The sequence below is a fragment of the Mycoplasma pogonae genome (assembly GCF_054170725.1).
The window spans coordinates 1-22,851 of record NZ_JBSWZS010000010.1 but is presented as its reverse complement, the minus strand read 5'-3'; the positions used below and the strand labels follow the sequence as shown (position 1 = coordinate 22,851).

The following is a 22,851-nucleotide window of genomic DNA, read 5'->3' as shown; positions in this document are numbered from 1 at the left end:
TTTATTTAAAAACAATAATAATGTCTGTGGATAGTGTTTAATTAAGTGTATAACTTCTTTTAACTTAATTTTTTCATATTTTCTTCAATTTTTATAATAGCATTTTTAATCTGATGATCACCATCTTTTTGCATAGTTTCGATCTTGTTGATTGAATTCATGATTGTAGTGTGGTCTTTATTTCCGAAATTAGCTCCGATTTGTTTATATTTCATCCCTAATTGTTTTCTAATTATATATATTGCTACGGATCGTGCTATTCAGATTTCTTTTTTTCTAGAATTACTTAAGATATCACTAATTTTCAATTTATAATAATCAGCAACAGTCTTAATAATTTTTTCTGGAGTTAGATTCTCATTTGTTTGCTTTGAAGTTCCGAAAATACTTTGAATAACGCTGTATGTGTATTTAATATCAGGGTTTCTTTTTGAGTAAAATTTTATTGTATTCATTGCGCCCTCTAGAAACCTAATTGAACCATGATAATTTCTAGCGATAAATTTATATGAATCCTTATCTCAATTTGAAGTCTTTAAACCCTCTTGGTTTAATTTAAATTTCCAAACTTTAATTAAATCTTCGTCGTTTGGTTTCGGTAATTCTAACGTTAATCCAGCAGAAAAACGAGTAATAAATCTCTCTTCAAAACCACCAAGTTGATCAACAGTTCTATCAGCAGCCAATATAATTTGCTTTTTTCTTAAAATATGATTGTTTATTATGTTGAAAAGTACATTCAGTGTAGCATGTTTGTTTGCGTAATTTTGCACGTCATCAAAAATTAAAACATCAATATCGCTTAGTTCTTCAACTAAATCATTAATGGCAGAAGAATTTTTATTTTGTAAGTCAAAAGCAATTTTTGTTGTGAAAGTATTAGCATCAACATAACGCACTTTTTTATTCTTTTTTAAAAGTTCTAAGCCTGTAGCATTTAAAATGTGAGTTTTCCCTAATCCTGAAGCCGAAAAAATAAAAAGTGGGGAATATATAACTTCTTTGCTTTCGATAATTTCTTTTACAGCAGACAAAACGTTTTTGTTGTAATTTACTTTTGCTAATTTTTCAAAAGTAAAATAATCCATTAAATTTGTTAAGTTTTTATCGTTTTTTTTTATATCTAATAATTCTTGTTGTTTTTCTTTTTGATTATAAGACTTCATTTCTTTTTGATTCGAAAAATTATCTAAAGAAATTTCATCATTTTCTAAGTCGGAACTTATTTTTTTTAAACTTTTTTTAGAAGTTGAATTTAATTTTTCTAATAAATCAGAATCAACTATCTTTATCCCATATTCAGGTCATTTTGAATGAACAAATTCTTTTATTTTATCTAATAAGGCAATCTCCATCCATTCCTTAATATCTCTGTTTGGAACTCGAAAATACACTATCTCATTTTCAATTTTTTCTATTTGAATTTGGTTATCCACAACAGTTTTAAAAAGAAGCTCGTCATTTAGATAAACTTTTATTTCCTGTAAAAACACATTTGTTAATTCTTGCATTTTTTCATTTAATCTTTTAATTTCCATATCTTTAAATAATATCTTATTTTTTTTATATATAAAAAAACCACTATTTTTATTCATTGCAAAAATACTTTATACACATTTTTATACACAATAAATAATTTAATTTAAATTAAAATACCATTAAAAAAATTCTTTTAAATAACTTATAACTTAAATAATTTTAATAAAAAACAACTTTTCAACATAAAATAAATTTACTCAATGTGGAAAAGTTAAGCTACTAAAGAAATTAAAATTATATTGAAAATTATTGTAGTTAAAAATACTGAATCAAATCGATCCATTACTCCGCCATGTCCTGGTATTAATTGAGAAAAGTCTTTTATCCCTATATTTCTTTTAATTTTAGAAAATAACAAATCCCCTAAAATAGCAGCTAACGGTAAAAATATTGTGGATAAAGTTATAAAAGTGATTTGATTAAAATAATTTGGTGTTATTTGTTGAGCTAAAAAGAAATATGTTATTAAAAATGTGAATAAAGCAGAAAATAAATATCCTGCAATTGCACCCTCCCAACTTTTTTTTGGGGATAGTTTTGGCGCCAGTTTTACCTTAATAAATTTACCGCCAATTAAAAGTCCAGCAAACAACCCAAAAGTATCCGAAAAGGCTGCTACAAATCCTAAAATAAGCACTATAATAAAACCATATCAATGTAGTGAATTAAAAAGTCACAAGCTTTTAACGAAAAAAGGAATTAAAAAACAACTTAAAATTATTAAAAAAATAAAAAACACCTTATTGTTTTTATTTTTTTTATACTCTATAAAAAAGGGGATTGGAGCTAAAACTATAAAAATCAAATAAATAGGTCAATAAGAAACTTGCGTTACCAAGACGTATCAATCTGCTTCATTTAAAATTACTGTTAAAAATACGCTATGTATTGGCAAAAAATAAAATACAGCAGCTAAAAAAAAATAATAAATTTTAAAATACCAATTGATATTTAAATTATTGATAACCTCATATTTAGCTACTGCACCAATTAAAAAGAAAAAAATAAAAGTATAAATTCTGCCGCCCATTCCCGTAAATGAACCTACAATAATGGATGGAATCAAAACTAACATAATTAAAATAACTGTAAAAATTCTTTTTAAAATGTTATTTTTTTTAAACTTTGCAATTAAATTATTTTTTACCAATTTTGACCTCTGCATATTTCATAAAATAAAAAAAGAAAAAGACTAAATAGTCATTAAATCTTTTTCTTTTTCATTTATCATATCATTAATTTTTTGAATGTATTTGTCTGTAATTTTTTGGACATCATCACTGTATTTTTTTTCTAAATCTTCAGTAATTTCTTCATCATTTTTTATTTGTTTTAAAATATTTTGTCTAGTTAAACGTACTTGCACCTTAGCTTCTTCGGCGATTTTACCAACTTTTTTAACAAGATCCCTTCTTCTTTCGGTTGTCATTTGGGGAAAAATTAATCTAATTTGATTTCCTTCATTAGAAATTTGAACATCTAATTTATGATCATTCAAAACTGAAACAATTGTTTTTACTGAAGTGATATCAAAAGGTTTAATTAGCAATTGTTGAGCTTGAGCTACAACGATATTTGCAATTTGCTCAATTGGTGTTAATTCACCATAATATTCAACTTTAATGTAAGAAACTAATTGTGGATTAACTCTGCCGGTGGCAATTTTATTTAATTCTTTTTCGAAATGATCAAAAGCTCGCTTCATTTCATCGTCAAACATTTCTTTATAAATTTCAAATTCCATATTATTGATGCACCTTCGTGAATTTAATTTGATCTTTCATAACCTTTACAATTGAATCTGGTTCATTGATATCAAAAACCAATAACTCAATATTATTATCGCGTGCTAATGAAAATGCCGTTGCATCCATCACTTTTAAATCTTTTTTTAATACGTCTGAAAAACTAATTTCATCAAAACGCCGAGCATTTGGATTAGTTTTTGGATCTGAATCATAAACACCGTCTACATTATTTTTGCCAACCAAAATTACTTCAGCACCTATTTCTGAGGCGAATAATGCCGAAGCGGTATCAGTAGTAAAATAAGGTCTTCCTGTTCCGCCAACAAAAATAGTAACTTTTTTATCTTTTAAATATTTTTGAGCTTTTTCTTTAATGTAATATTCTGCAATTCTTTTATCAGTATTAACAGAAGAAAGCACTCTCGCTTTTAATCCTTCTGCTTCAAAACCTGATTGTAAAGCCAAACCATTCATCAAAGTGGCAAGCATCCCGATGTAATCAGCTCGGTTACGTGGAATACCATTTTTTTCAGCACTAACACCTCTTCAAAAGTTTCCGCCCCCAACAACAATAGCGATTTCTACACCTTCATCAGAAAGAGTTTTTAATTGCTTAGCAATTTTTTTTACTAAATTAAAATCAATCGCTAATGATTCATGTTTGTTAGCTAAACCTTCTCCAGATAATTTCAATAAAATTCGTTTATATTTTGTAGACATATATTAATTCATTCCTTCAACTTAATAATTAAAAATCAATATCTTTTGCATATTTAGCATTTTGTTCGATAAATTCTTTTCTAGGAACAACATCTTCACCCATCAATGTTGAAAAAACTAAGTCAGCAGCTGCGGCATCTTCGATTTGTACCTGTAGCATTTTTCTTTTTTCAGGATTCATTGTTGTTTCTCATAATTGATCAGGATCCATTTCTCCTAATCCTTTATATCTTTGAACAGAAATTTTGTGTTCATTCCCCAACTCTAATAAGACTTGATCTTTTTGAAAGTCATTGTAAGTGTAAACAAATTTCTTTCCATAAGAAATTTTGTAAAGTGGTGATTGAGCAATATAAACACAACCATATTCAATCAGTTTTCGAAAGTATCTATAAAAGAAAGTTAATAATAGTGTTCTAATGTGCGCTCCATCAACGTCAGCATCGGTCATAATAATAACTTTATGATATCTTAATTTATTAATATTGAAGTCTTCCCCAACTCCAGTTCCTAAAGCGGTAATCAAAGATCCAATTTCATCATTTTGAAATACTCTATCAGCACGTGATTTTTCTGCATTAATTACTTTACCTTTAAGTGGTAAAATTGCTTGAAATTCACGATCACGCCCCATTTTAGCGGATCCGCCAGCAGAATTACCCTCAACGATAAATAATTCAGAAATTTCTGCATTTTTTGAAGAACAATCTGCTAATTTACCTGGTAATGACCCAACATCAAATACAGTTTTACGTCTAACTGCTTCTCGAGCACTCGCGGCAGCAAAACGAGCTTTTTGAGCTAACATAGCACGTTCAAAAATTTTCTTAGCTTCTTGGGGATTTTCTGCTAAATATCTTTCAAAAGATTCTGATAAAACTTTATTAGTTGCAGGACGAGCATCCTTGTTTGCTAGTTTGCCTTTAGTTTGCCCTTCAAAAATAGGATCAGTATGCTTAACTGAAATAATAGCAATTAACCCTTCTTTAACATCATCCTTAGAAAGTTTTTCAGTTTCATTTTTAAATAATTTATTAGTTTCAGCATAATTATTTAAAATTCTGTAAATTGAATCTAAAAAACCTTGTTCATGAGTTCCGCCCTCGATTGTGGCGATGTTATTAGCATAAGACACAACGTTAGAAGTGTAATTGTTGGTGTATTGTAAAGCAACTTCGACTCTAATTTCGCCTTGTTCACCTTGTGGGGAACCTTCGGCATAAATTACTTCACTATTAATTAATTCTTTGCCATGAGCTAATTCTTTAATGTATTCAACGATTCCACCTTCAAAGTGGAATTCTCTTGTTTCGCCAATTCGCTCATCATTAATAATAATTTTGATGCCTTTATTCAAGTAAGCGGTTTGCTTTGAGCGGTCAACAATTACGTTAAATTCAAAATCATTAGGATCCATAATGGTGAAATCAGGTTTAAAAGTAATTGTTGTTCCAGTGTCGTTAATATCAACTTCACCAATAATTTCTAATCTACTTTTTGGATGTCCGCCATTTTCGAATTCTTGGAAATGTAATTTACCATTTCTTTTAACTCACACTTTTAAATTTTCCGAAAGAGCATTAACTACCGAAGCTCCCACTCCGTGTAATCCTCCAGAAACTTTATATGTTTCACCATCAAATTTCCCACCAGCATGTAAAACGGTTAAAACTGTTTCTACGGTTGATAAACCAGTTTGTGGATGTGGATCAGTCGGAATTCCTCGTCCATTATCTGAAACAGTGACATAGCCGTCTTTAGTAATAGTAATTTCTACTGTATCAGCAAAACCGGCCATGGCCTCATCGATAGAGTTATCAACAATTTCTCAAACTAAATGGTGCAAACCTTTTTTTCCGGTAGAACCAATATACATTCCGGGTCTTTTTCTAACGGGTTCTAACCCTTTTAAAACCTGAATATTACTTGCGTTATAATCTTTTGACATTTAGTACCATCCTAGCGCTTTTTAGCTTGTTTATGGTAATTTAAATAAAATTTAAATATATTTAAAAATTATATCATAAAGCAGCTTTTTTGAAGGTTAAACAACGGTTGCTTTTACAGAGAAATTTTTAACCCCAAAAATTCAATTTTTAAATTTTAATTTTTCTTTCGAAATTTAACCATTATTAAAAATACAAATAAAAAATATGTGTGATGTCTCTGCATTAAGTTTTTTTGGATATTTTTTTATTTTTGGATTAATACTTGCTTTATTCGCAATTAATTCTGTCTTATTTATACAAAAATCTATGAAAAACAATATTTATTTAGACATTTTATTAAAAAAAATATTTTTTAACTTTAAAGTCATTTGAATAAACACAATATTGCCACTTTTACTTTTGCTTATATGTATTTTGCTTTATTTAGGCATTATTCCCATAAGTGAGTGGTATTTTCTGAAGTTTTTGAGTTAATATTTTTTTAAAGGTTTTGTAATAGGATGATTATGATGACTTATTTTGAGTATTTTATTAAACTTTTTTGCTTATAAAAAATGATGCATAATAAAAATTCATTTTTAGAAGTAAAGTTTAAGAAAATTATTGATTTTGATATTTCAAAATATGATTACAACATTGAAAATTTTATGAATATAAAGTAAAAATTAGAAAATAAGTTTTTAGATTTTTATAACTCATCAGTTAAAAACTCATTTAAGTTTTGCTTGAAAAAGTATTTTGCTAAAAAATTTATTTTTAGATTAGCGCAAATTTGCTTGCCTTAATAGCACTTTTGAATTTAAATCTAATGGAGATAAGATATATTGAACACTAAAGCATTTTTTTTTTTTTTTTAAAAAAAAAAAAAAAAATGTAGATAAAAAATATACAGATTTCAAAAATCCAGAAAAAAATTTAGAAAAATAAAATACTAATTAACTTTTTATTTCAAAAGTTAAGCTATAGCTATCAACATAAATTTTATTAATTACGATATTTTAACAATCAATAATTTCTATTGCTTTTCAAAAATATATTTATTTATCTTGTGGATTTTGATGATAAGATTCTAAAACACCAATTCTTTTATTAATTTGGCTAACATTTTCTTCTAAAGCACTGATGCGTTGCCCATGATCTTTTAAAATAGTTTTGATTTCTTTTTGATTTTCTTTGATGTGCTGTTGATCTGCCTTAATTTTTTGTTGATCACGCAAAATTTGCTCAATTTTTTTATCACGTTCATCATCACGCTTATCCCTTTCGGAATCTTTTTGATTGCGAATTTCATTTTGAGATTTTAATTCATAAAGCATTTCAAAAATTTTTGAAATTTGATCGTTATCAATTGGTGGTGTTGGTGTTTTCATATTGGTATATCCTTTATATTCTGTGCAAAATCTACCATTTTCTTTGCCAGCAACAATTTCTTTTTGAAAATCTGTAAATTTAATAGTTTCAGAATGATTAATATATTTTTTGGCTTGAACCTTAGAAAGTTTTTCTAAGTCATTAACTTTGTTATTTTTAGACATAGAAACCTCCTAAATTATAAATTGATTGTTGAAATAATATGAAAAATAATAGTGACATATTTTTTCCTCCATTTATATATAGCTAAAAATTATTAATTTTGTAAAATAATTTTTTTCAAAAGTGTTTTTACATAAAAATAAGCCCCAAACTTACTTTTAGAGCTTATTTTTGTAATTTTAAAATCAGTTTTATATTAAATTTAATTTTTTATTTTCAAAAAAAGAAAATAAAAAAAAGACCAACTCCCTATTTTTCCATCTCTGGTATCGTCGGCGTGAAGAGGCTTAACTACTGAGTTCGGAATGGTATCAGGTGATCCCTCTTGCTATGGTCAGTCTGTAATTAATTCTACACTATTTCTTAAAAACTCCAAGCATTTTTTTATTATTTTTTTTCATAAAAAAAATCTCAGTAAAAAAGCTTAAAAAAACTACTTTATTGCCAAAATTCTTCTAATTTTTGCAATAAAGTTTTATAATATTAATTATATTAAAATATAACAGAGGTGCCTGCGAAGGCTGAGAAATACTCTTATTAGTTGATCTAGGTAATGCTAGCGTAACAAGTTTATATTAACTACTAATAATAAGATAAATACAAACCTCTGTTCATCCAGGAGGTTTTATTTTGCAAATTCTTAAAAAAATTGCCTTAGGGGGACTAACAGCATTACCTCTAGCTGTCATTAGTTGTTCCGTAGTTACTGTGAAGCAATCGGAAAATGCAGCATGAAAAACAAATGTAAGTTTTGCTTTTGAACAAAGTTGATATCAAGATAAAGGTGGTAATCGCGAAGAGTTAACGGCATATGAACGCTTATTTAGTCAAACTTTTAATGATTTTAAAAATGCTGACCCAGAATTAAAAAATTTTGCTGATGCAAATTTTTCAATTGTTGCAGCTGTAGCTGATGATAATTTAAGCTTAAATAATGTCATTAGTTCTAATTATGATTTTGCTTTTGTTAGTGCTAAGTTTGTTGAAAATAATGATTTGAACAAATTAAGATACTATCCGATGGTGCAAACTTTAACTGAAGCTTTTCATTTTGATGAAGATGAGAAGGCAAATCAGGTTGCGGTTGCTACTAAAATGCAAGCTGCATTTGATAAAAAACCTTTTATGGAGTGAACTCAAACAGGAGAACAATGGAATGGTTCACGCTGAAATTTTTTATATTCAACAAATAAATTGGTAAATTTTTATCGAGGTATGGTTGTAATTTCTGGAGATGAAACCACCAGAAATTCAATTAAGACCGCATGAAATAATCGAGACTGAAATACTTTTCGAAATTTCGGAATTCAAGGAATTAAAAAATTTAAATTATTTCAAGCTTATTTTAAAAATCATTTTAATTTACCAAACAATACTTTTACTACTTTAGAAGAAGATCAATTACAGCATCCTAATAAATATTCTAATTTAGAATATTTTAAAGTTGGTCAAGATCCTGAATTCCGAATTTCATTAGACGATGAAGCCTCTTTTGCTTGGACCAAAAACACCAATATTAAACCAAGTGATACTACTATTAAATTTCAAGCACCAAGTGGTGAAAAATTAGAATTTTTAACAGTGTCTCCAATTTTTAAATATGATGTTGGAGTTTTTGCTAAAACTTTTAACAAACAACAAGCGGAATTAATTTTAAAAACTATGGAGCATTTAGCAAAACAAGGCAAAGATATTTTTGGACCAAAAATTGGCTATAATGGTTATGAAAAATACAAAGCAAACTAATTTTTTAAAAATGCAAGGTGTTGCTATTTCTTTTAATAGTGATGATTATAATTATTTAATTCAAGACATTAACTTAAAATTAAATTCAAATTCCCCTATTGCTTTAATTGGTCCTTCTGGTTCAGGTAAATCCACATTATTAGAATCATTGTTAAATTTATCACAAATTAAAAAAGGTGATTTAATTTTTAATAATGTCAAAATTAATGAAAATAAAAATAAAAAAGTGCAAAAAGTTTTTTTTAGAAAAATTGCTTTTTTAAATCAACGTAACAATTTATTAGCTGATGATAATGTTTATAATAATGTTCGTAGATCAATTACAACTTATAAAAATTTTTTATATAAGTTATTTAATATCATTACCAAATCACAACATAATTTAATTTTGGAAACCTTACAACAGTTTGGACTTTTGAATAAAGCTCAAACATTGATATCGGAACTTTCTGGTGGTGAAGCCCAACGAGTCGAAATTGCTAAATTAATGCTAGAAAAACCGCAAATTATTTTAGCTGATGAACCTACTACCTCATTAGATCCTTTCAATTCTGAATTAATTATTTTAGAAATTTTTAAACTAGCACAACAAAATAATGCAATTTTAATTGTTTCATTACATGATCTAAATATTGTCAAAAAACATTTTAAAAATTTTCTAGTAATAAAAAACAAGCAATTAATTTTACAGCCAACCAGTAAATTAACAGCAGCAGAAATTAAAGCGATTTATTATGAAAAATAATTTTTGAATTACAGAAAAAAAATTTAGTTTTTTATACTGAAAAATTTGAGTAAAAAAAATTTGATTTTTAGTATTGTTTATTTTATTTATTTGAGCAATTTACAGTATTTTTAGTAGCATTAATTATTTAGGTGTTGAGTTATTTCAAGAAAATTTAACAAAGCTTTTTAGTTTTGAAAATAATGTATTGTATCCAAGTTATAACTTGTGATCTTTATCACTACAAATGATTTTAAAAACATTACAATATGTTTTTTTGGGAACAACTAGCGGATTTGTGCTTGCTGTATTTACAGCCTTTTTGGCTGCCCGAAATTTCTGAAAAACAAAATGAAAATATTTGATTAAAATCATAATTTTGGCATTAAGAGCTTTTCCTGCTTTAGTTTTTTTAATGGCTTTTCAAATGATGTTTAGCAAAGATTTAGCTGCAGTATTTATTTTATTTTGATTTAGTTGGTTGTGATTACATAAATACATTATTAATATTTATGAAAATATAGTAACAAAAAATTATTGATTTTTATACTATAAAACCAACAGTAAATTACTTGCTTTTTATAAAGAAATTTTTCCTAGAGTTTTAAATCGTTTAATAGCACTTTTCTTTTATTCAATTGAAGCAAATTTACTTTGAACAACAATTTTATCTGGTGTTGGATTAACTGGAATTGGTAATTTAATTAGTCAAACTTATCAAGAACCCAATGTTGGTTTCGAAGCTTTAGGCATACCTCTTTTTAGTTTAATTTTTACGATCATTTTTTTTGAAATAATTATTTTGCTTTTAAATCGTTTTGTTTTAAAGGTGAAAACACGGCATAATTTAAAAATTGCAATATTACCATATAAAAAAATGACTAAAATTGTGCTGTTAATTATAATTCTGATTTTATTCATTAGCTTAGCAACAATGATTGAGTATAAAACTTATTTTGATCAAAATACTTGAAGTTATTTTAAAAATATTTTTGCACCCAATTTGCAACTATTTTCCAATTGAGATTGAGATAATAACCCGTTTTTAATTTTCTTTTTATTAATAAAGCAAACATATGTAATCGTCTATATAACTTTTTTTGCAAGCATTATTATTGGTTATTTTTTAAATCAAAAACTTCAAAAATTTTATGTTTATTTATTTTTTAAAGTTTTAAATGCTTTTTGAAGAGTCATTCCTGTTATTTTTTGAATTTTTTTACTCTCTCCACTATTTAGTTATCCAAGTTATTTTATTACTTCTTTAATCATCGCTTTAAATACGTCATTTTATATTGGCCGTAAAACTAGCAATATTATTGATGAAATTAATTTCAGAACATATAAAAATTTAAAATTAAAAAAGTGAAGTAATATTAAAATTTTATTGTTTTTTATTTGACCTTCAATCAAAAAAGATTTTTATAGCTTGTTATTTTTTGAATTAGAAAATATTTTGAGATCACTAGTGTTTTTGGGTTTTTTTGGTGTTTCCTTATATGGTGAAAAAATGTATAGTTATATTGAATTAGGCCCAATGCGTAATTTAAATAATTTCTTCGCTTATGTTTGGGTATTGTGGACTTTTTTATTTGTAATTGAGATTATTTCTTGAAAAGAAGCTTGGGTTTATATTTTTAGAAAAACAATAACTAGTAAAATAAAACAAATTAATTAAAAAAATTGTTAAAATTTAATTAAAAAAAATTATATCGTGAGGTTTTAATGGTTATAGCATGACTTGCATTTGCGGCTCTTTTTTTATTTTTTTTACCATTAATTATGTATCCTGTTTTTATAGTAAAAAGACAAGTAGAGAGAAATATTTATTTAAATACTACTTATTATTTTATGCGTGATCACTTTATTAAAACAATACTTTTTTTTGTTATAGTTAATCTTGTTTTGATTTCAAGTTTAATAAGTTTTTTTGGTTTTTCAGATCTTGAAAAAAGCCTGGGAATAAAAATTAAATCAAGTATTTTCTACGCCTCACTAACAACAATGCTTTTTGTGAATGTTTTAACAACATTTTTGCTTTATAAATTACATTTTTTTAAACAAAAATTCCATAATAATAAATATAAAATTTTTTATTTTAATTACGAAAACATAATGCAAATGGATAAGAATAAATTTAAGTATGATTTTAATGATTTAACATATATAACATTCATGAAAAAAGAAAGAAAATTTAGCAAGGTTATTAAATCATTAGCTTTTTATTTTGATCGAACAAAATTTAATTTAGCAAGAAGATCTAGTTATAAATGAAAAGTTTACTGAGTGCTTGCAAATGTGCCTAATTTAAAAATTAACTTTCATTTTTCAAAAGATACAGACCAATGAAGTTGAATATATAAAAATACTTTGAATCAACTTTTTGATAAAAATGTTTTAGAAGAAAAAAATTTTTTAGATAATTTAATAAAACTTTCTCACAAATATAAAATTGATTAATTCTGAAAATATAATTTTTTCTAAAAGCTGAACTCTGCATTTTTAAACACACAGATGATTTCTAAATTTGGTGGAAAGTCATTTTATTTAATTTAATTAATATTATTTTGTGGTTGTAAAAGTTTTTTTTCCTTGAATTAACTAATTACATTTTTTATTTAACTTAGAATTATTTTTTATATTTCTACATTAAAAGTTTTAAAACAAAAATTTATTCAAAATAACTGAAAAAATACTTTATTTAAATCATGTAAATGTTATGTAATTTTATATCAAAAAATCCAATTATGAATTTAAAGATTCCACTTATAAAAATTTTGCAAAAATTAGAAGAAAATTTTTATTTTAATTATTTATAAACATGCTTAACTTAAAAATTAACTTTAATTTTACTAATAATAAAGATTATCGAGTGTACAACAAAATTTTTAAATTAGTTTTTCGATAGGAATATCTTAATTTTTCAAAATTTTTATAATAATTTCATTGAATTATTAAGCTCTTACAAAAGTACTGAAATAAATATAATAGCAATAATTAACAAATTTTTTATTTGTTTTAATCAATAATATTTTGCATTTAAACAAATAAAATACTACTAAAATTTAAAATATAAATAAAAAAATTTTAAAAGGAGTATTTATGGAAATAGCTTTACTAGGGTTTTCTTTAGGTTTATTTTTAATGATTCTTGTTTTTATTAATCCTATTTTGGTATTAAAAAAACAAATTAAGAAAAATATTTATTTAAATACAACATATTACACAGCAGCAGAATTTTTTAAAATGTTAGTTTTCCTTTTAGGAGTTAATGCTTTAATTTTGGTTTTTTTACTGATTAATTATTTTTTAATCAAAACAATTGATGTTACAAAAAAACCGGCTGGAGATATTATTTTTTATGTTAATTTAATTATTTTAATTTTAATGTTAATTACGTTTTTGATTTTAAACTTTGTTGTAAAAGTTTTCAAACAAAAATTTGCTAAAAACAAAAATTATGTGATTAATTTAAGCATAGAAGAAGTATTAGATTTCGATACTTCAAAATACAATTATAATTTTAAAGATTTAACTTATACTACAGCACAAAATAAAGAAAGAAAATTTTCAAAATTAATAACTTCATTAGAAAATGCATCAAAAATGTCAGGTAATAATATGTATAAATGAAGAGTGTTTTGAATTTTGGCTAATATACCAATCATGAAAACTAATTTTCATTTTGCTAATGATAAAGATAAAATTTGCTGAATTTTTAATAAAACCTTAAATGAATTATTCACCAAAAATGTTTTAAATAAAGATCAAGAACAAAAACGTTTTACTCGATTATCAGAAAAATATAAAGCAGACATTAACTAAAAATCACATTTTTAAAAATTCTAATTTTTATTATTAGAATTTTTTAATGCAGTTTTAAAATTGAGGAAAATTAATTTTAATTTCTTAATAAAAAACATGTAAAATTTAGCTATAAATTTAATAAATAGAAAAGGTGGTGGTTTATGAGCACTTGAGGATTAGTTCTAAATTTATTTTTATTAATAAATAGTGGCCTAATTTTTATTTTTACATTATTTATTTTTAATGCTTTGTATATATTTAAAAAGCAAACAAAGCAAAACATTTATTTAAATACAAGTTATTATGTTATTTCTGATTATGTGAAAAAGTTTTTTATTTTCATTGCTTATGCAATAGGGCCGGTAGGAATAGGAATACTTCTTTACTTTTTAATTGATGGTTCCGGCATTAAAAAGATAGAAAATTCTGAATATGAAGTAAATCATGAATTAAAAAACTTTTTCCTTTATTCAATTATAACTTTAAGTACTTTAAGTACATTAATTTATGTTTTTCAATTTTTCCAATTTTTATCACTTAAAAAAGATTTTAAACAAAACAAAAATAAAATTTTCCATTTATCATATGAAAATATTATGGAATTTGATCTTTCAAATTATAGTTATGATTTTAATGAAGTGACTTATAAAACTATTTTTAATAAAGAAAAAAAACTTAGCAAAGTTATTAATTTCTTTAAAATAATTGATTTTTTCAGATCATTTAGCAATCGTAATTTTGCAGTTTTTTTAGATCTTTGCAAAATTCCTAACTTAGAAATAAACTTTCGTTTTTCAAATGAACGTGACAAAGTATTATGATTATATAAAAATATTTTAACTAAGCTTACAGAAAAAAACACTTTTAAAGAAGAAGATATTCAAAGTGCTTTTGAAAAAGCGAAAACAAAATACAGTGAAATTAATTAAGGCTTTTTTAAGATGAAGACATTATTAATATTTATTGCTATTTTTCAAATACTTTGAGCGTTGAGCGCTAGCTTTATATACTTTTATTGATCATATTTTATTCAAAAACAAATTCGAAAAAAGATTTATTTAAATACAACTTATTTTACAATTAGAGAATATTTAAAACACTTTGTATTACACTTTTTGCTTAGTTTTATAATGTTTATACTATTAATATCAATTTATTATCTAGAAGTAAATGTTAAACAACTATATTCTAATATTGAAATTAATGTAGAACTTATGTATTTTTTACTTGCGCTTATTTCTTGCATGGTATTAGAAAGCATTATTTTTATTTTTGTTTTGTTTATTAGCAAGAAAAAGTTTGAAAAAAATCAAAATAAAATTATTCATATCACATATCAAGATTTTACAAATTTTGATTTAGCTAAATATAATTATGATATTAATCAATTAGAATATTTAACAATTTTTAGAAATTATAAAAATGCTAAAAAAAGTTTTTTGCTTTTTATTAAAACAGTAGCATGAACTCCAAAACAAAAACGAACTAAAAAAATTGCGTTTTCACTTGTAAAGATTATGACCTCAAAAATAAACTTTGAATTTGAAAATGATAAGGATAGAGCATGCTGGCTTTACAATGCCTTGTTTAACGAATGTGTTAAACAAGGAATATTATCTCCAATAGAAATAGAACAAAATTTTTTAGAACTAACTGATAAATATAGAATTGGATAAACAAAAGTTCCTAATTACAGGAACTTTTAAATTTTTATTTTTGTTCTATTAATTCTTTTGCAAGCCCATAAATAAACATGTCTAAATCAAACTCATGTAAATCTTCTAGCTTTTCACCTAAACCAATTAATTTAACATTAACATCAATTTTGTTTTTGATTGTTAAAACAATACCACCTTTAGAGGTTCCATCCATTTTAGTTAAGATAATTCCTGTTAAATTAGTAACATCTTTAAAATGTTGAGCTTGACTTACGGCATTTTGGCCTGTTGTAGCATCAATAGTTAGCAAAACTTCATGTGGTGCTCCAGGAACTTTTTTTTCAATAATGCTATGCATTTTTTTTAATTCATTCATTAAGTTTACTTTATTTTGTAGTCTTCCAGCTGTATCAATAATTAAAACATCATAATTGTTGTCTAAAGCACGTTCTAAAGAGCGGTAGACAACAGAAGAAGGATCTGTTTCATTTTGATTAGGTAAAACTATGTCAACTCCAATTTTATTAGCTCAAACCTCTAATTGCTCAGCTGCTGCAGCTCTAAAAGTATCAGCTGCTGCAATTAAGACTTTTTTATTTTCTTGTTTTAATTTATAAGCGATTTTAGCAATTGAAGTAGTTTTTCCTGAGCCATTAACCCCAATCATTGTCATAACGTTCAAACGCCCATCTTGAATATTTAAACGAGTATCGATTACATCATTATTAGCATAAATAACAAAGATTTTGTCAGTTAAAATTTCACCAATTAATTTAGGATCAGAAATATTTTCGATTTTAACTTCTTTTTTAACTTGATCTAAAATAATATCAACAAGTTCAACTGAAATATCTGCCATAATTAAAATTTCTTCTAATTCTTCAAAAAACTCTTCATCAATTTCATTATGACTATTTTGTAATTCAATAATTTTTTGGGTAAAAAAAGAACTACTTTTTTTCATTCCGGCAACATAGCTATTAACCTTGCCTTCTTTTTCTAATTTTTTTTGCAGCTCCTTTTCTGACTGTTTTTTTAATTCTTCTTCAGTAGTTATTTTTTTACTAAAAATACGCTCTTTAATCTTCTTGAAAAAACTCATAATTATAATTATAGCAATACATTTTTAGTAAAAAAGAAAATAAAAAAAGACCAACTCCCTATTTTCCCATTTCTGGTATCGTCGGCGTGAAGAGGCTTAACTACTGAGTTCGGAATGGTATCAGGTGATCCCTCTTGCTATGGTCAGTCTAAAACTTATTTTATACTATTTTTAAAAATTTCCAAATATTTTTTAATTCTATTTTTGAGTTAAATATTTTTTTATTTTTAATTAATTTTTTTTTTTTTTTTAAAAAAAAAAAAAAATGTTAATTCACTTTAAAAAAGCTTTAAAAAATGTTTTTAATTAAATTTTTTATTTTCTGCTATTGAAAAAAAATAAAAATTCTTTAAAATATATTTTTTTAAAAAACAAGAGGAGGGAAATTTTTTTGAAATCACTTTCATTAAAATTAGATAAATTTTTTGAGATTTCTAATAGGAAATCAACAATTAAAAAAGAAATTATTGGTGGTATAACAACTTTTTTAGCAATGTTATACATTTTATCTGTAAACCCAGGTATGCTATCACTAAGTCCCGGAGCTGGAGATTATCAAGGAGCAATTTTTTTAGGAACTGCCTTGTCATCTTTTATCGGGACTTTTTTAATGGGGATGTTTGCTAAAGTTCCGCTTGCATTAGCTCCTGGTATGGGGCTAAATGCATTTTTTACTTTTACAGTAGCAGGAACATTCCATTTAGGATATAGCGGATCATTAGTTGCTGTATTCTTTTCAGGAATTTTATATTTTATTATTGCAATTACTAATTTAAGAAAATATTTAATTGATTTGTTACCAAAAAACTTTAAAGTAACAATTGCAATTCTAATTGGTTTTTTTATTGGTTTTATTGGATTACAAAATACAGGAATTATTACTGGGAGCCCAGAAACATTAACAAAAGTTGGGGATTTATCTAATCCATTAGTAATTATTGGAATTATTACTTTTCTAGTAATTTTAGGATTGCATTTACTAAAAATTAATTTATCAGTAATTATCGGGATGTTAGTTGGTGTTGTATTACTAGCGATTGCACTAGGAGCTTCTGTAAATAGTCAAGAAGCTTGAGCTAAAGGACTTAAAGAAGCATTTAGCTTAAATAGTTACAATGACTTTGACGCAACCGGAAAAGCGATGAAGGAAATGTGATCTGGCTTTGGGGATGTATTTAAAAATCCTTTATTTTACATTGCTATTTTTACATTTTTATTTGTTGACTTTTTTGACACAACAGGAACACTATTGATTTTTGAAAATATGTTTAATAAAGATGGTGTAAAAGTTGAAAGTGGTAAAAAGCAAAATAGCGGATGAATCAATAAAGCTAATATCGTTGATGGGATATCAACAATTGCTGGTTCTTTATTATTAAATTCTTCAGTTACAACTTATGTAGAATCATCAATGGGGTACAAAGTTGGAGCAAGAACCGGTTTAGCTTCAGTAACATCTTCATTATTATTTGTTTTATCAATTGGATTATGACCAATTTTAAAACCATTTTTACCAATTGGTATGGAAGGTGGCAGAAGTTTACAACCAATTACTGGTCCAGTCTTAATAATGGTATCGATGTTAATACTTCAAGAATTAAAAGTATTTGATTTTTCTAAGAAATTTGATTTACCAGTATTACTAATAGGGATTTTCTTAGGAACATTAGGATTCTCAATTTCAATTGGTTTTGCTTTTGCTGCATTAACACATTTATTTGTTTATGGTGTGATAAGTCCGCTATATCAAATCTTAGTTAAAAAAGAAAAAGATCGTGCAATTATATTATCCAGTTGAAAAGAAAACTTAAGTGTCATGATGCTTATTATATGTATCTTAAGTATTGTTTACTTAGGTTTAGATACGGCAATAGCTAAAGGGGCTTTCTAAATTAAAAATAAATATAAAAAAATCTAATGCTATGCAGTGCGCCCTAAAAGTTGGACAAAACAACTAAGGAGCGCATTTTTTATGTCAAAACTAACAAAAGAACAAAAAATTAAAATTTATAATGAATCTAAAAACCAATCAGTATTAAATTTGTCTAAAAAATACAATGTTGATAGACAGGTTATTTATAACTTAATAAGACTTGGAAATAAAAACGGTTTAAAAGCTTTTGAAAAAATAAAAAATAAAAAATATTCTAATGAAATCAAATTAGAGTAATTAATAAAGTTTTGCTTCAACATGAAAATATTAGTGATCTTGCTTCAGAATATGATATTAATTCTCCTGCTATGATTTCAAATTGAGTTAGATCTTATCTTGAAAATGGTTATAATTTAATAATTAAAAAAAGAGGTAGGCAAAGAATGACAAACCACGAAGATTTTTTATTAAAAAACAAAGACAAAAACCAAAATAATAAAACAACCAAAGAAAAACAACAAGAGGAGAAGATTGAATATTTACAAGCTGAAATTGCTTATTTAAAAAAGTTCCGTGAACTGATGAAGAAGAAAGAAGAATCAAAGCAAAACAAAAAGTAAACATTATCATTCAACTATATAAGAAATATAAGTTAAAAAATTTATTAAAGGCTGCTAAAATTTCTAAATCAGTTTATTACTATTGAGCTTCCAAACTTAGTTATGATAAGGATAATGAGGTTAAAGAAGAAATCCTTATAATTTTCACAAAACATTTCGAAAGATATGGATATCGCAGAATTCATGCAGAATTAAGAAGAAAAATGGTTATAAATACTAAAAAAGTACGAAGATTAATGAAAAGAATGGGTTTGATTATAGTTAAAAAACCAAAAGAAAACTTATTACCTATCATGGGCAAATAAGCAAAATCTCTTCGAATCATTTACCTGTTGCTCAAGCAAATGATGATAAAAATAAAAACCAAAAAACGAGAGTCTTTTCAACTACAAAAACCAACCAAAAATGGGTGACTGATGTAACACAATTTTCATTTAAGGAACAAAAGATATTTCTTTCTCCAATTATGGATTTACATACTCGTGAAATTATTGCTTATGATATTTCTAAATCTCCAGACTTTAAGCAAATTAAAAAAATGCTACAACAAGCTTTTAATAAATTTAATAATTTAAAAGGATTAATTTTTCATTCAGGTCAAGGCTGACAATATCAAATGAAAAAATATCAAAATGCTTTAGAAGAAAAAGGCATCATTCAATCAATGTCAAGAAAAGGAAATTGTTTAGATAATTCAATTATGGAAAACTTTTTTGGAATCCTAAAAAGAGAAATGTTTTATGGACATGAACATGAATTTGAGGATATTGAAGATTTTAATTAAAGCAATAGAAAACTACATTGAATATTATAATAACCAAAGGATATCAATTAGATTAAATAAAATGACCCCTGCAGAATTCAGGGATCATTCAAATACTTAAAATTTATAAGTCCAACTTTTGAGGTGCATAGCACTAATAAAATCAAAAGCATTAGATTTTTTTATAAACATTTTTTTATTTTAAAGATTTATTTTAATAAATATTTTTAAAATATAAGATACATATTTTTGACATTCTATATAATTTTAAAATGTTTAATATGCCACGTTTTTTACATAATTTTTAAAATCATTTGTATAAGTATGTATTATTTATTTGTCATTTTTTTTGTATATTTACATGCAGGATAATTAGAACATCCAAAAAATTTCCCATATTTGCCTTCTTTTATTTTCAACTTCCCTTTTAAACATGATATACAAGAAACTTTCATATCTTCTTCTATGTTTTGAATACAACTTAAATCCATTTCTTCAGGATCATCAGTTGTAATAAATGTGAGCTGGTTAGCTTCCATGTAATTTAATATTTAATCTAAAAAATTTAAAAATTTTCTAGCATATTTTTTCATTTTTTTACTTATGTGTTTTTTAAAAAAATTAAAATTAACATTTATTTTCTTTTAATATACTTTCATTTTCTTTATTTTTATAGTATAAATCTTTTTCTTTTATATAACACAAATTTTTTTTCGGAGCTTTTTTAGCTCAACTTAGGTCTTGAAATTTTATTTCATTTTTGTGTAAAATTTCAAAAAAAGAACTTGAATAACCATTGTAATCACTTATATCTATAAATTTTAGAATGTTTGAGCTTTCTTCGATGTAAGACTTATATTTTTTTAAATTAGATTCATTTAAAATATTTTTAACAAGCATAATAACTATTATATTGGTGTATGCTCTATGAAATTCCCCATTATACCTTGAAGCCATTAAAATTTTATTTAAGAAATTCATATCATTTTTAAAATTAAGAATAAATGTTTCAATATTTCATACTTCTAATAAATTTAGCATAAATGCAAGCTCATAAAATAGGTCATTTTTTTCAATAATTTCTTTATTTTTTGATATAAATAATTTTATTTTATTTTTTAATTTACTATCTGTAATTTCAAAATTATTCAAAGAATATTTTAATAAATCTTTATTTAATAAATTAGTTTTATTTAAATCATTTTCTTTTATTTTCTCAAGGACCAATTTTGGGTTTTGAATATTTTTATTAAAATTAGAATTATCATTCTTAAAAATTAAATTTTCAATATAAATTTCATCATCTGAACTTAATTCATCTTTACCAAAGTAGCTTTTGTAATAAGGATATGTTTCATCAATTCAATTATTGATAATCAAAAATTTTATTAAAGCAAAATCGGGATCACCAAATAGTGCATTTTCTTTATTGTTAAAAATTTCTTCAATTTCTGAATATCTCCCTTTTTCTAAATATTCTTTTATTAAACTAAATTCTGTACTATTTCTAGTTTTTTTTACATCATTAGTTTTGATTTCTTTGTTTTGTGGAGCATTAATATCATTTTCTGAATTTATAGATTTGGTTTTTTGATCTTGTATAGCATTTGTCTTATTTTCTGCGTTTTTTTTATTTCAAACTTTTTTTTCATCATCATACTCATAAAAATTTATTTTATTAATCATATCGTGAATATAACCTTCATCCTCTTGTAAATTATCAAATTCATTAGGAAAAACATTTTTTAATGTTACCAATGAAAATAATTTATTAGCATCAAGATTTAAATTATTATAAAAAATAATATTTTTGTAAACATTATATTCATTATAAATATTTTTTAACAAACGAATATCTTTCACAAATGAAGAAATCTTTAATAAAAACTCCTCATCTATAGATGGTATTTTCCCCTCCATATTTATGTTTTCATTTTCTAAGTTATTTTTAAAAAAATCATAAAGTAAATTTTTGGAATTTTTAGCATTTTTTATAGGTACTACAGGTATTATGAATTCAAAAAATTTAGTTCTATCATTAAATTTATGAAATATTTCATCTCTAATCATATAAATAAATTTAACTTTTTTAAATTTGCTATTTTGATAATAATATTTATTAATCAAAAAATTCAACTCCCTAAGTTTTGTAAAAATTAAAGGGTCATCATTTCTGTCTAAATCCTCTATTACAAGAACATTTGTTTTTGAACTATACAATAAATATACTATTTCTTTTATTTCTCTATCGAAAATTGTTTCATCGCTAGCCTCTTTATTTTGTATTTCAGCTTCACCTGCCTTTAAATTTATTTTTGAAATTTGAATTTTATTATTAACAAAAAACGTGTATAAAAAATAAATAATAGGAACAAAAAACAAAATATACAACAAAAACAAATATTTTTTAGCATTTTCATCAATATTTTCAATTCAAAAGTCTTTTGTAAACCAAGTAATTACTGAAAATATTAATAAAAAAGAAAACAATGTATTAAGTATAACTCTAAAAAAATTTTTATTTTTTTTAAATTTATACTTACCTAACGGAATTTTTTTTGGATTTATTTGAGCTGCAATTTGGTTAATTATTTGCCTTTCAACTCTATTTTTTTGTTGAGTATTATGGTCATTTTTACCATTTGAATCGATATCATACTTCCCAATTGAAATAGTAATCACATTTTTAAAATTTTTATTTTTATTTCTTAAAAAATATTTTTCATTTCGCTTTTCTTCCAAATATGTTTTTCATATAGAACTTTTCCCAGAACCATATATGCCTGTTATTGCTATGTTTAATATATCATTATTTTTTTTATTAAATACAAAATCTAATGCTTCCTTATAAATTATCATACCTTTAGGCTTTTTAATACATTTACAATTATTTTTTTTATTTTTGTTTTTAGTTATATTATTTCAATTTTCAATTTTTGTAGGGGTTAATGAATAAAAATTATCTTGATGACTACACATCTAAGTAACTCCTTTTTTATTTAATTAAATATTTAAAAATTCATATTAAATTTTATTAGATATCAAAAATTATTTAAATATTTTTTAAAA

General features: G+C 24.5%; 22 protein-coding genes, 2 rRNA genes and 1 riboswitch. Of the genes, 13 read left to right on the top strand and 11 right to left on the bottom strand.

Annotation, left to right across the window (positions count from 1 at the left end):
- Positions 1-59: 59 nt before the first annotated feature.
- From dnaA to rrf (ACW95P_RS03650), 7 genes are all read right to left on the bottom strand, one after another.
- The gene (dnaA, locus tag ACW95P_RS03680; protein WP_457961883.1) at positions 60-1,538 is read right to left on the bottom strand and encodes a chromosomal replication initiator protein DnaA; all 1,479 of its coding nucleotides are present in this window, start codon (positions 1,536-1,538) and stop codon (positions 60-62) included.
- Positions 1,539-1,750: 212 nt separating this feature from the next.
- Positions 1,751-2,704, bottom strand: coding sequence for a phosphatidate cytidylyltransferase (locus ACW95P_RS03675; RefSeq protein WP_457961882.1), 954 nt, complete (start codon positions 2,702-2,704; stop codon positions 1,751-1,753).
- Positions 2,705-2,731: 27 nt separating this feature from the next.
- Positions 2,732-3,283, bottom strand: coding sequence for a ribosome recycling factor (gene frr, locus ACW95P_RS03670; protein ID WP_457961881.1), 552 nt, complete (start codon positions 3,281-3,283; stop codon positions 2,732-2,734).
- A gap of 1 nt (position 3,284) precedes the next feature.
- Positions 3,285-4,007 (bottom strand): UMP kinase, encoded by a 723-nt coding sequence (gene pyrH / locus ACW95P_RS03665; protein ID WP_457961880.1) that lies wholly within the window; start codon positions 4,005-4,007, stop codon positions 3,285-3,287.
- A gap of 28 nt (positions 4,008-4,035) precedes the next feature.
- On the bottom strand, positions 4,036-5,955 hold the full coding sequence (gyrB, locus tag ACW95P_RS03660; protein ID WP_457961879.1) for a DNA topoisomerase (ATP-hydrolyzing) subunit B: 1,920 nt from the start codon (positions 5,953-5,955) through the stop codon (positions 4,036-4,038).
- A 1,038-nt stretch (positions 5,956-6,993) separates the two neighbouring features.
- The gene (locus ACW95P_RS03655; RefSeq protein WP_457961878.1) at positions 6,994-7,491 is read right to left on the bottom strand and encodes a hypothetical protein; all 498 of its coding nucleotides are present in this window, start codon (positions 7,489-7,491) and stop codon (positions 6,994-6,996) included.
- Between the two features lie 234 nt (positions 7,492-7,725).
- Positions 7,726-7,831: ribosomal RNA gene (gene rrf / locus ACW95P_RS03650) — 5S ribosomal RNA — on the bottom strand.
- Between the two features lie 152 nt (positions 7,832-7,983).
- Positions 7,984-8,074: riboswitch (TPP riboswitch) on the top strand.
- 45 nt (positions 8,075-8,119) lie between these two features.
- On the opposite strand from rrf (ACW95P_RS03650), the gene cypl reads away from it, so the two are divergent.
- The 7 genes from cypl to ACW95P_RS03615 all read left to right on the top strand — a co-directional run bounded on the left by cypl (position 8,120) and on the right by ACW95P_RS03615 (position 15,442).
- On the top strand, positions 8,120-9,235 hold the full coding sequence (cypl, locus tag ACW95P_RS03645; RefSeq protein ID WP_457961877.1) for an ABC transporter thiamine pyrophosphate-binding lipoprotein p37/Cypl: 1,116 nt from the start codon (positions 8,120-8,122) through the stop codon (positions 9,233-9,235).
- Positions 9,213-9,980: an ATP-binding cassette domain-containing protein gene (locus ACW95P_RS03640; protein ID WP_457961876.1), complete on the top strand. Its 768-nt coding sequence runs from the start codon at positions 9,213-9,215 to the stop codon at positions 9,978-9,980. Before cypl ends, ACW95P_RS03640 begins: the two co-directional genes overlap by 23 nt.
- Positions 9,970-11,637: an ABC transporter permease subunit gene (locus ACW95P_RS03635; RefSeq protein ID WP_457961875.1), complete on the top strand. Its 1,668-nt coding sequence runs from the start codon at positions 9,970-9,972 to the stop codon at positions 11,635-11,637. Before ACW95P_RS03640 ends, ACW95P_RS03635 begins: the two co-directional genes overlap by 11 nt.
- Before the next feature lie 443 nt (positions 11,638-12,080).
- Entirely contained in the window at positions 12,081-12,419 is a 339-nt protein-coding gene (locus ACW95P_RS03630) for a hypothetical protein (protein ID WP_457961874.1), read from the top strand.
- A gap of 642 nt (positions 12,420-13,061) precedes the next feature.
- On the top strand, positions 13,062-13,784 hold the full coding sequence (locus ACW95P_RS03625; protein ID WP_457961873.1) for a hypothetical protein: 723 nt from the start codon (positions 13,062-13,064) through the stop codon (positions 13,782-13,784).
- A 143-nt stretch (positions 13,785-13,927) separates the two neighbouring features.
- Complete coding sequence (locus ACW95P_RS03620; protein WP_457961872.1) at positions 13,928-14,695, top strand: hypothetical protein; 768 nt, start codon at positions 13,928-13,930, stop codon at positions 14,693-14,695.
- 201 nt (positions 14,696-14,896) lie between these two features.
- Positions 14,897-15,442: a hypothetical protein gene (locus ACW95P_RS03615; RefSeq protein WP_457961871.1), complete on the top strand. Its 546-nt coding sequence runs from the start codon at positions 14,897-14,899 to the stop codon at positions 15,440-15,442.
- Between the two features lie 34 nt (positions 15,443-15,476).
- Here ACW95P_RS03615 and ftsY read toward each other — a convergent pair whose 3' ends face one another.
- Both ftsY and rrf (ACW95P_RS03605) read right to left on the bottom strand, forming a co-directional pair.
- Entirely contained in the window at positions 15,477-16,526 is a 1,050-nt protein-coding gene (ftsY, locus tag ACW95P_RS03610; RefSeq protein ID WP_457961870.1) for a signal recognition particle-docking protein FtsY, read from the bottom strand.
- A gap of 45 nt (positions 16,527-16,571) precedes the next feature.
- Positions 16,572-16,677 (bottom strand): 5S ribosomal RNA (gene rrf, locus ACW95P_RS03605).
- 240 nt (positions 16,678-16,917) lie between these two features.
- On the opposite strand from rrf (ACW95P_RS03605), the gene ACW95P_RS03600 reads away from it, so the two are divergent.
- From ACW95P_RS03600 to ACW95P_RS03575, 6 genes are all read left to right on the top strand, one after another.
- On the top strand, positions 16,918-18,417 hold the full coding sequence (locus tag ACW95P_RS03600; RefSeq protein WP_457961869.1) for an NCS2 family permease: 1,500 nt from the start codon (positions 16,918-16,920) through the stop codon (positions 18,415-18,417).
- An 81-nt stretch (positions 18,418-18,498) separates the two neighbouring features.
- Positions 18,499-18,696 (top strand): hypothetical protein, encoded by a 198-nt coding sequence (locus tag ACW95P_RS03595; protein ID WP_457961868.1) that lies wholly within the window; start codon positions 18,499-18,501, stop codon positions 18,694-18,696.
- Positions 18,697-18,707: 11 nt separating this feature from the next.
- Complete coding sequence (locus tag ACW95P_RS03590; RefSeq protein WP_457961867.1) at positions 18,708-19,019, top strand: helix-turn-helix domain-containing protein; 312 nt, start codon at positions 18,708-18,710, stop codon at positions 19,017-19,019.
- Complete coding sequence (locus ACW95P_RS03585) at positions 18,935-19,324, top strand: IS3 family transposase (RefSeq protein WP_457961911.1); 390 nt, start codon at positions 18,935-18,937, stop codon at positions 19,322-19,324. The genes ACW95P_RS03590 and ACW95P_RS03585 overlap by 85 nt, the downstream gene beginning before the upstream one ends.
- Positions 19,303-19,803: an IS3 family transposase gene (locus ACW95P_RS03580; RefSeq protein WP_457961910.1), complete on the top strand. Its 501-nt coding sequence runs from the start codon at positions 19,303-19,305 to the stop codon at positions 19,801-19,803. The genes ACW95P_RS03585 and ACW95P_RS03580 overlap by 22 nt, the downstream gene beginning before the upstream one ends.
- Positions 19,760-19,903 (top strand): IS3 family transposase, encoded by a 144-nt coding sequence (locus ACW95P_RS03575; protein WP_457961866.1) that lies wholly within the window; start codon positions 19,760-19,762, stop codon positions 19,901-19,903. The genes ACW95P_RS03580 and ACW95P_RS03575 overlap by 44 nt, the downstream gene beginning before the upstream one ends.
- A 208-nt stretch (positions 19,904-20,111) precedes the next feature.
- Here the strand turns inward: ACW95P_RS03575 and ACW95P_RS03570 are convergent, their stop codons facing one another.
- Together ACW95P_RS03570 and ACW95P_RS03565 are read right to left on the bottom strand one after the other, a co-directional pair.
- A complete protein-coding gene (locus ACW95P_RS03570; RefSeq protein ID WP_457961865.1) occupies positions 20,112-20,321 on the bottom strand; it encodes a topoisomerase DNA-binding C4 zinc finger domain-containing protein in 210 nt (69 codons plus the stop codon).
- Positions 20,322-20,409: 88 nt separating this feature from the next.
- A complete protein-coding gene (locus tag ACW95P_RS03565) occupies positions 20,410-22,761 on the bottom strand; it encodes a YobI family P-loop NTPase (RefSeq protein ID WP_457961864.1) in 2,352 nt (783 codons plus the stop codon).
- Positions 22,762-22,851 lie beyond the last annotated feature (90 nt).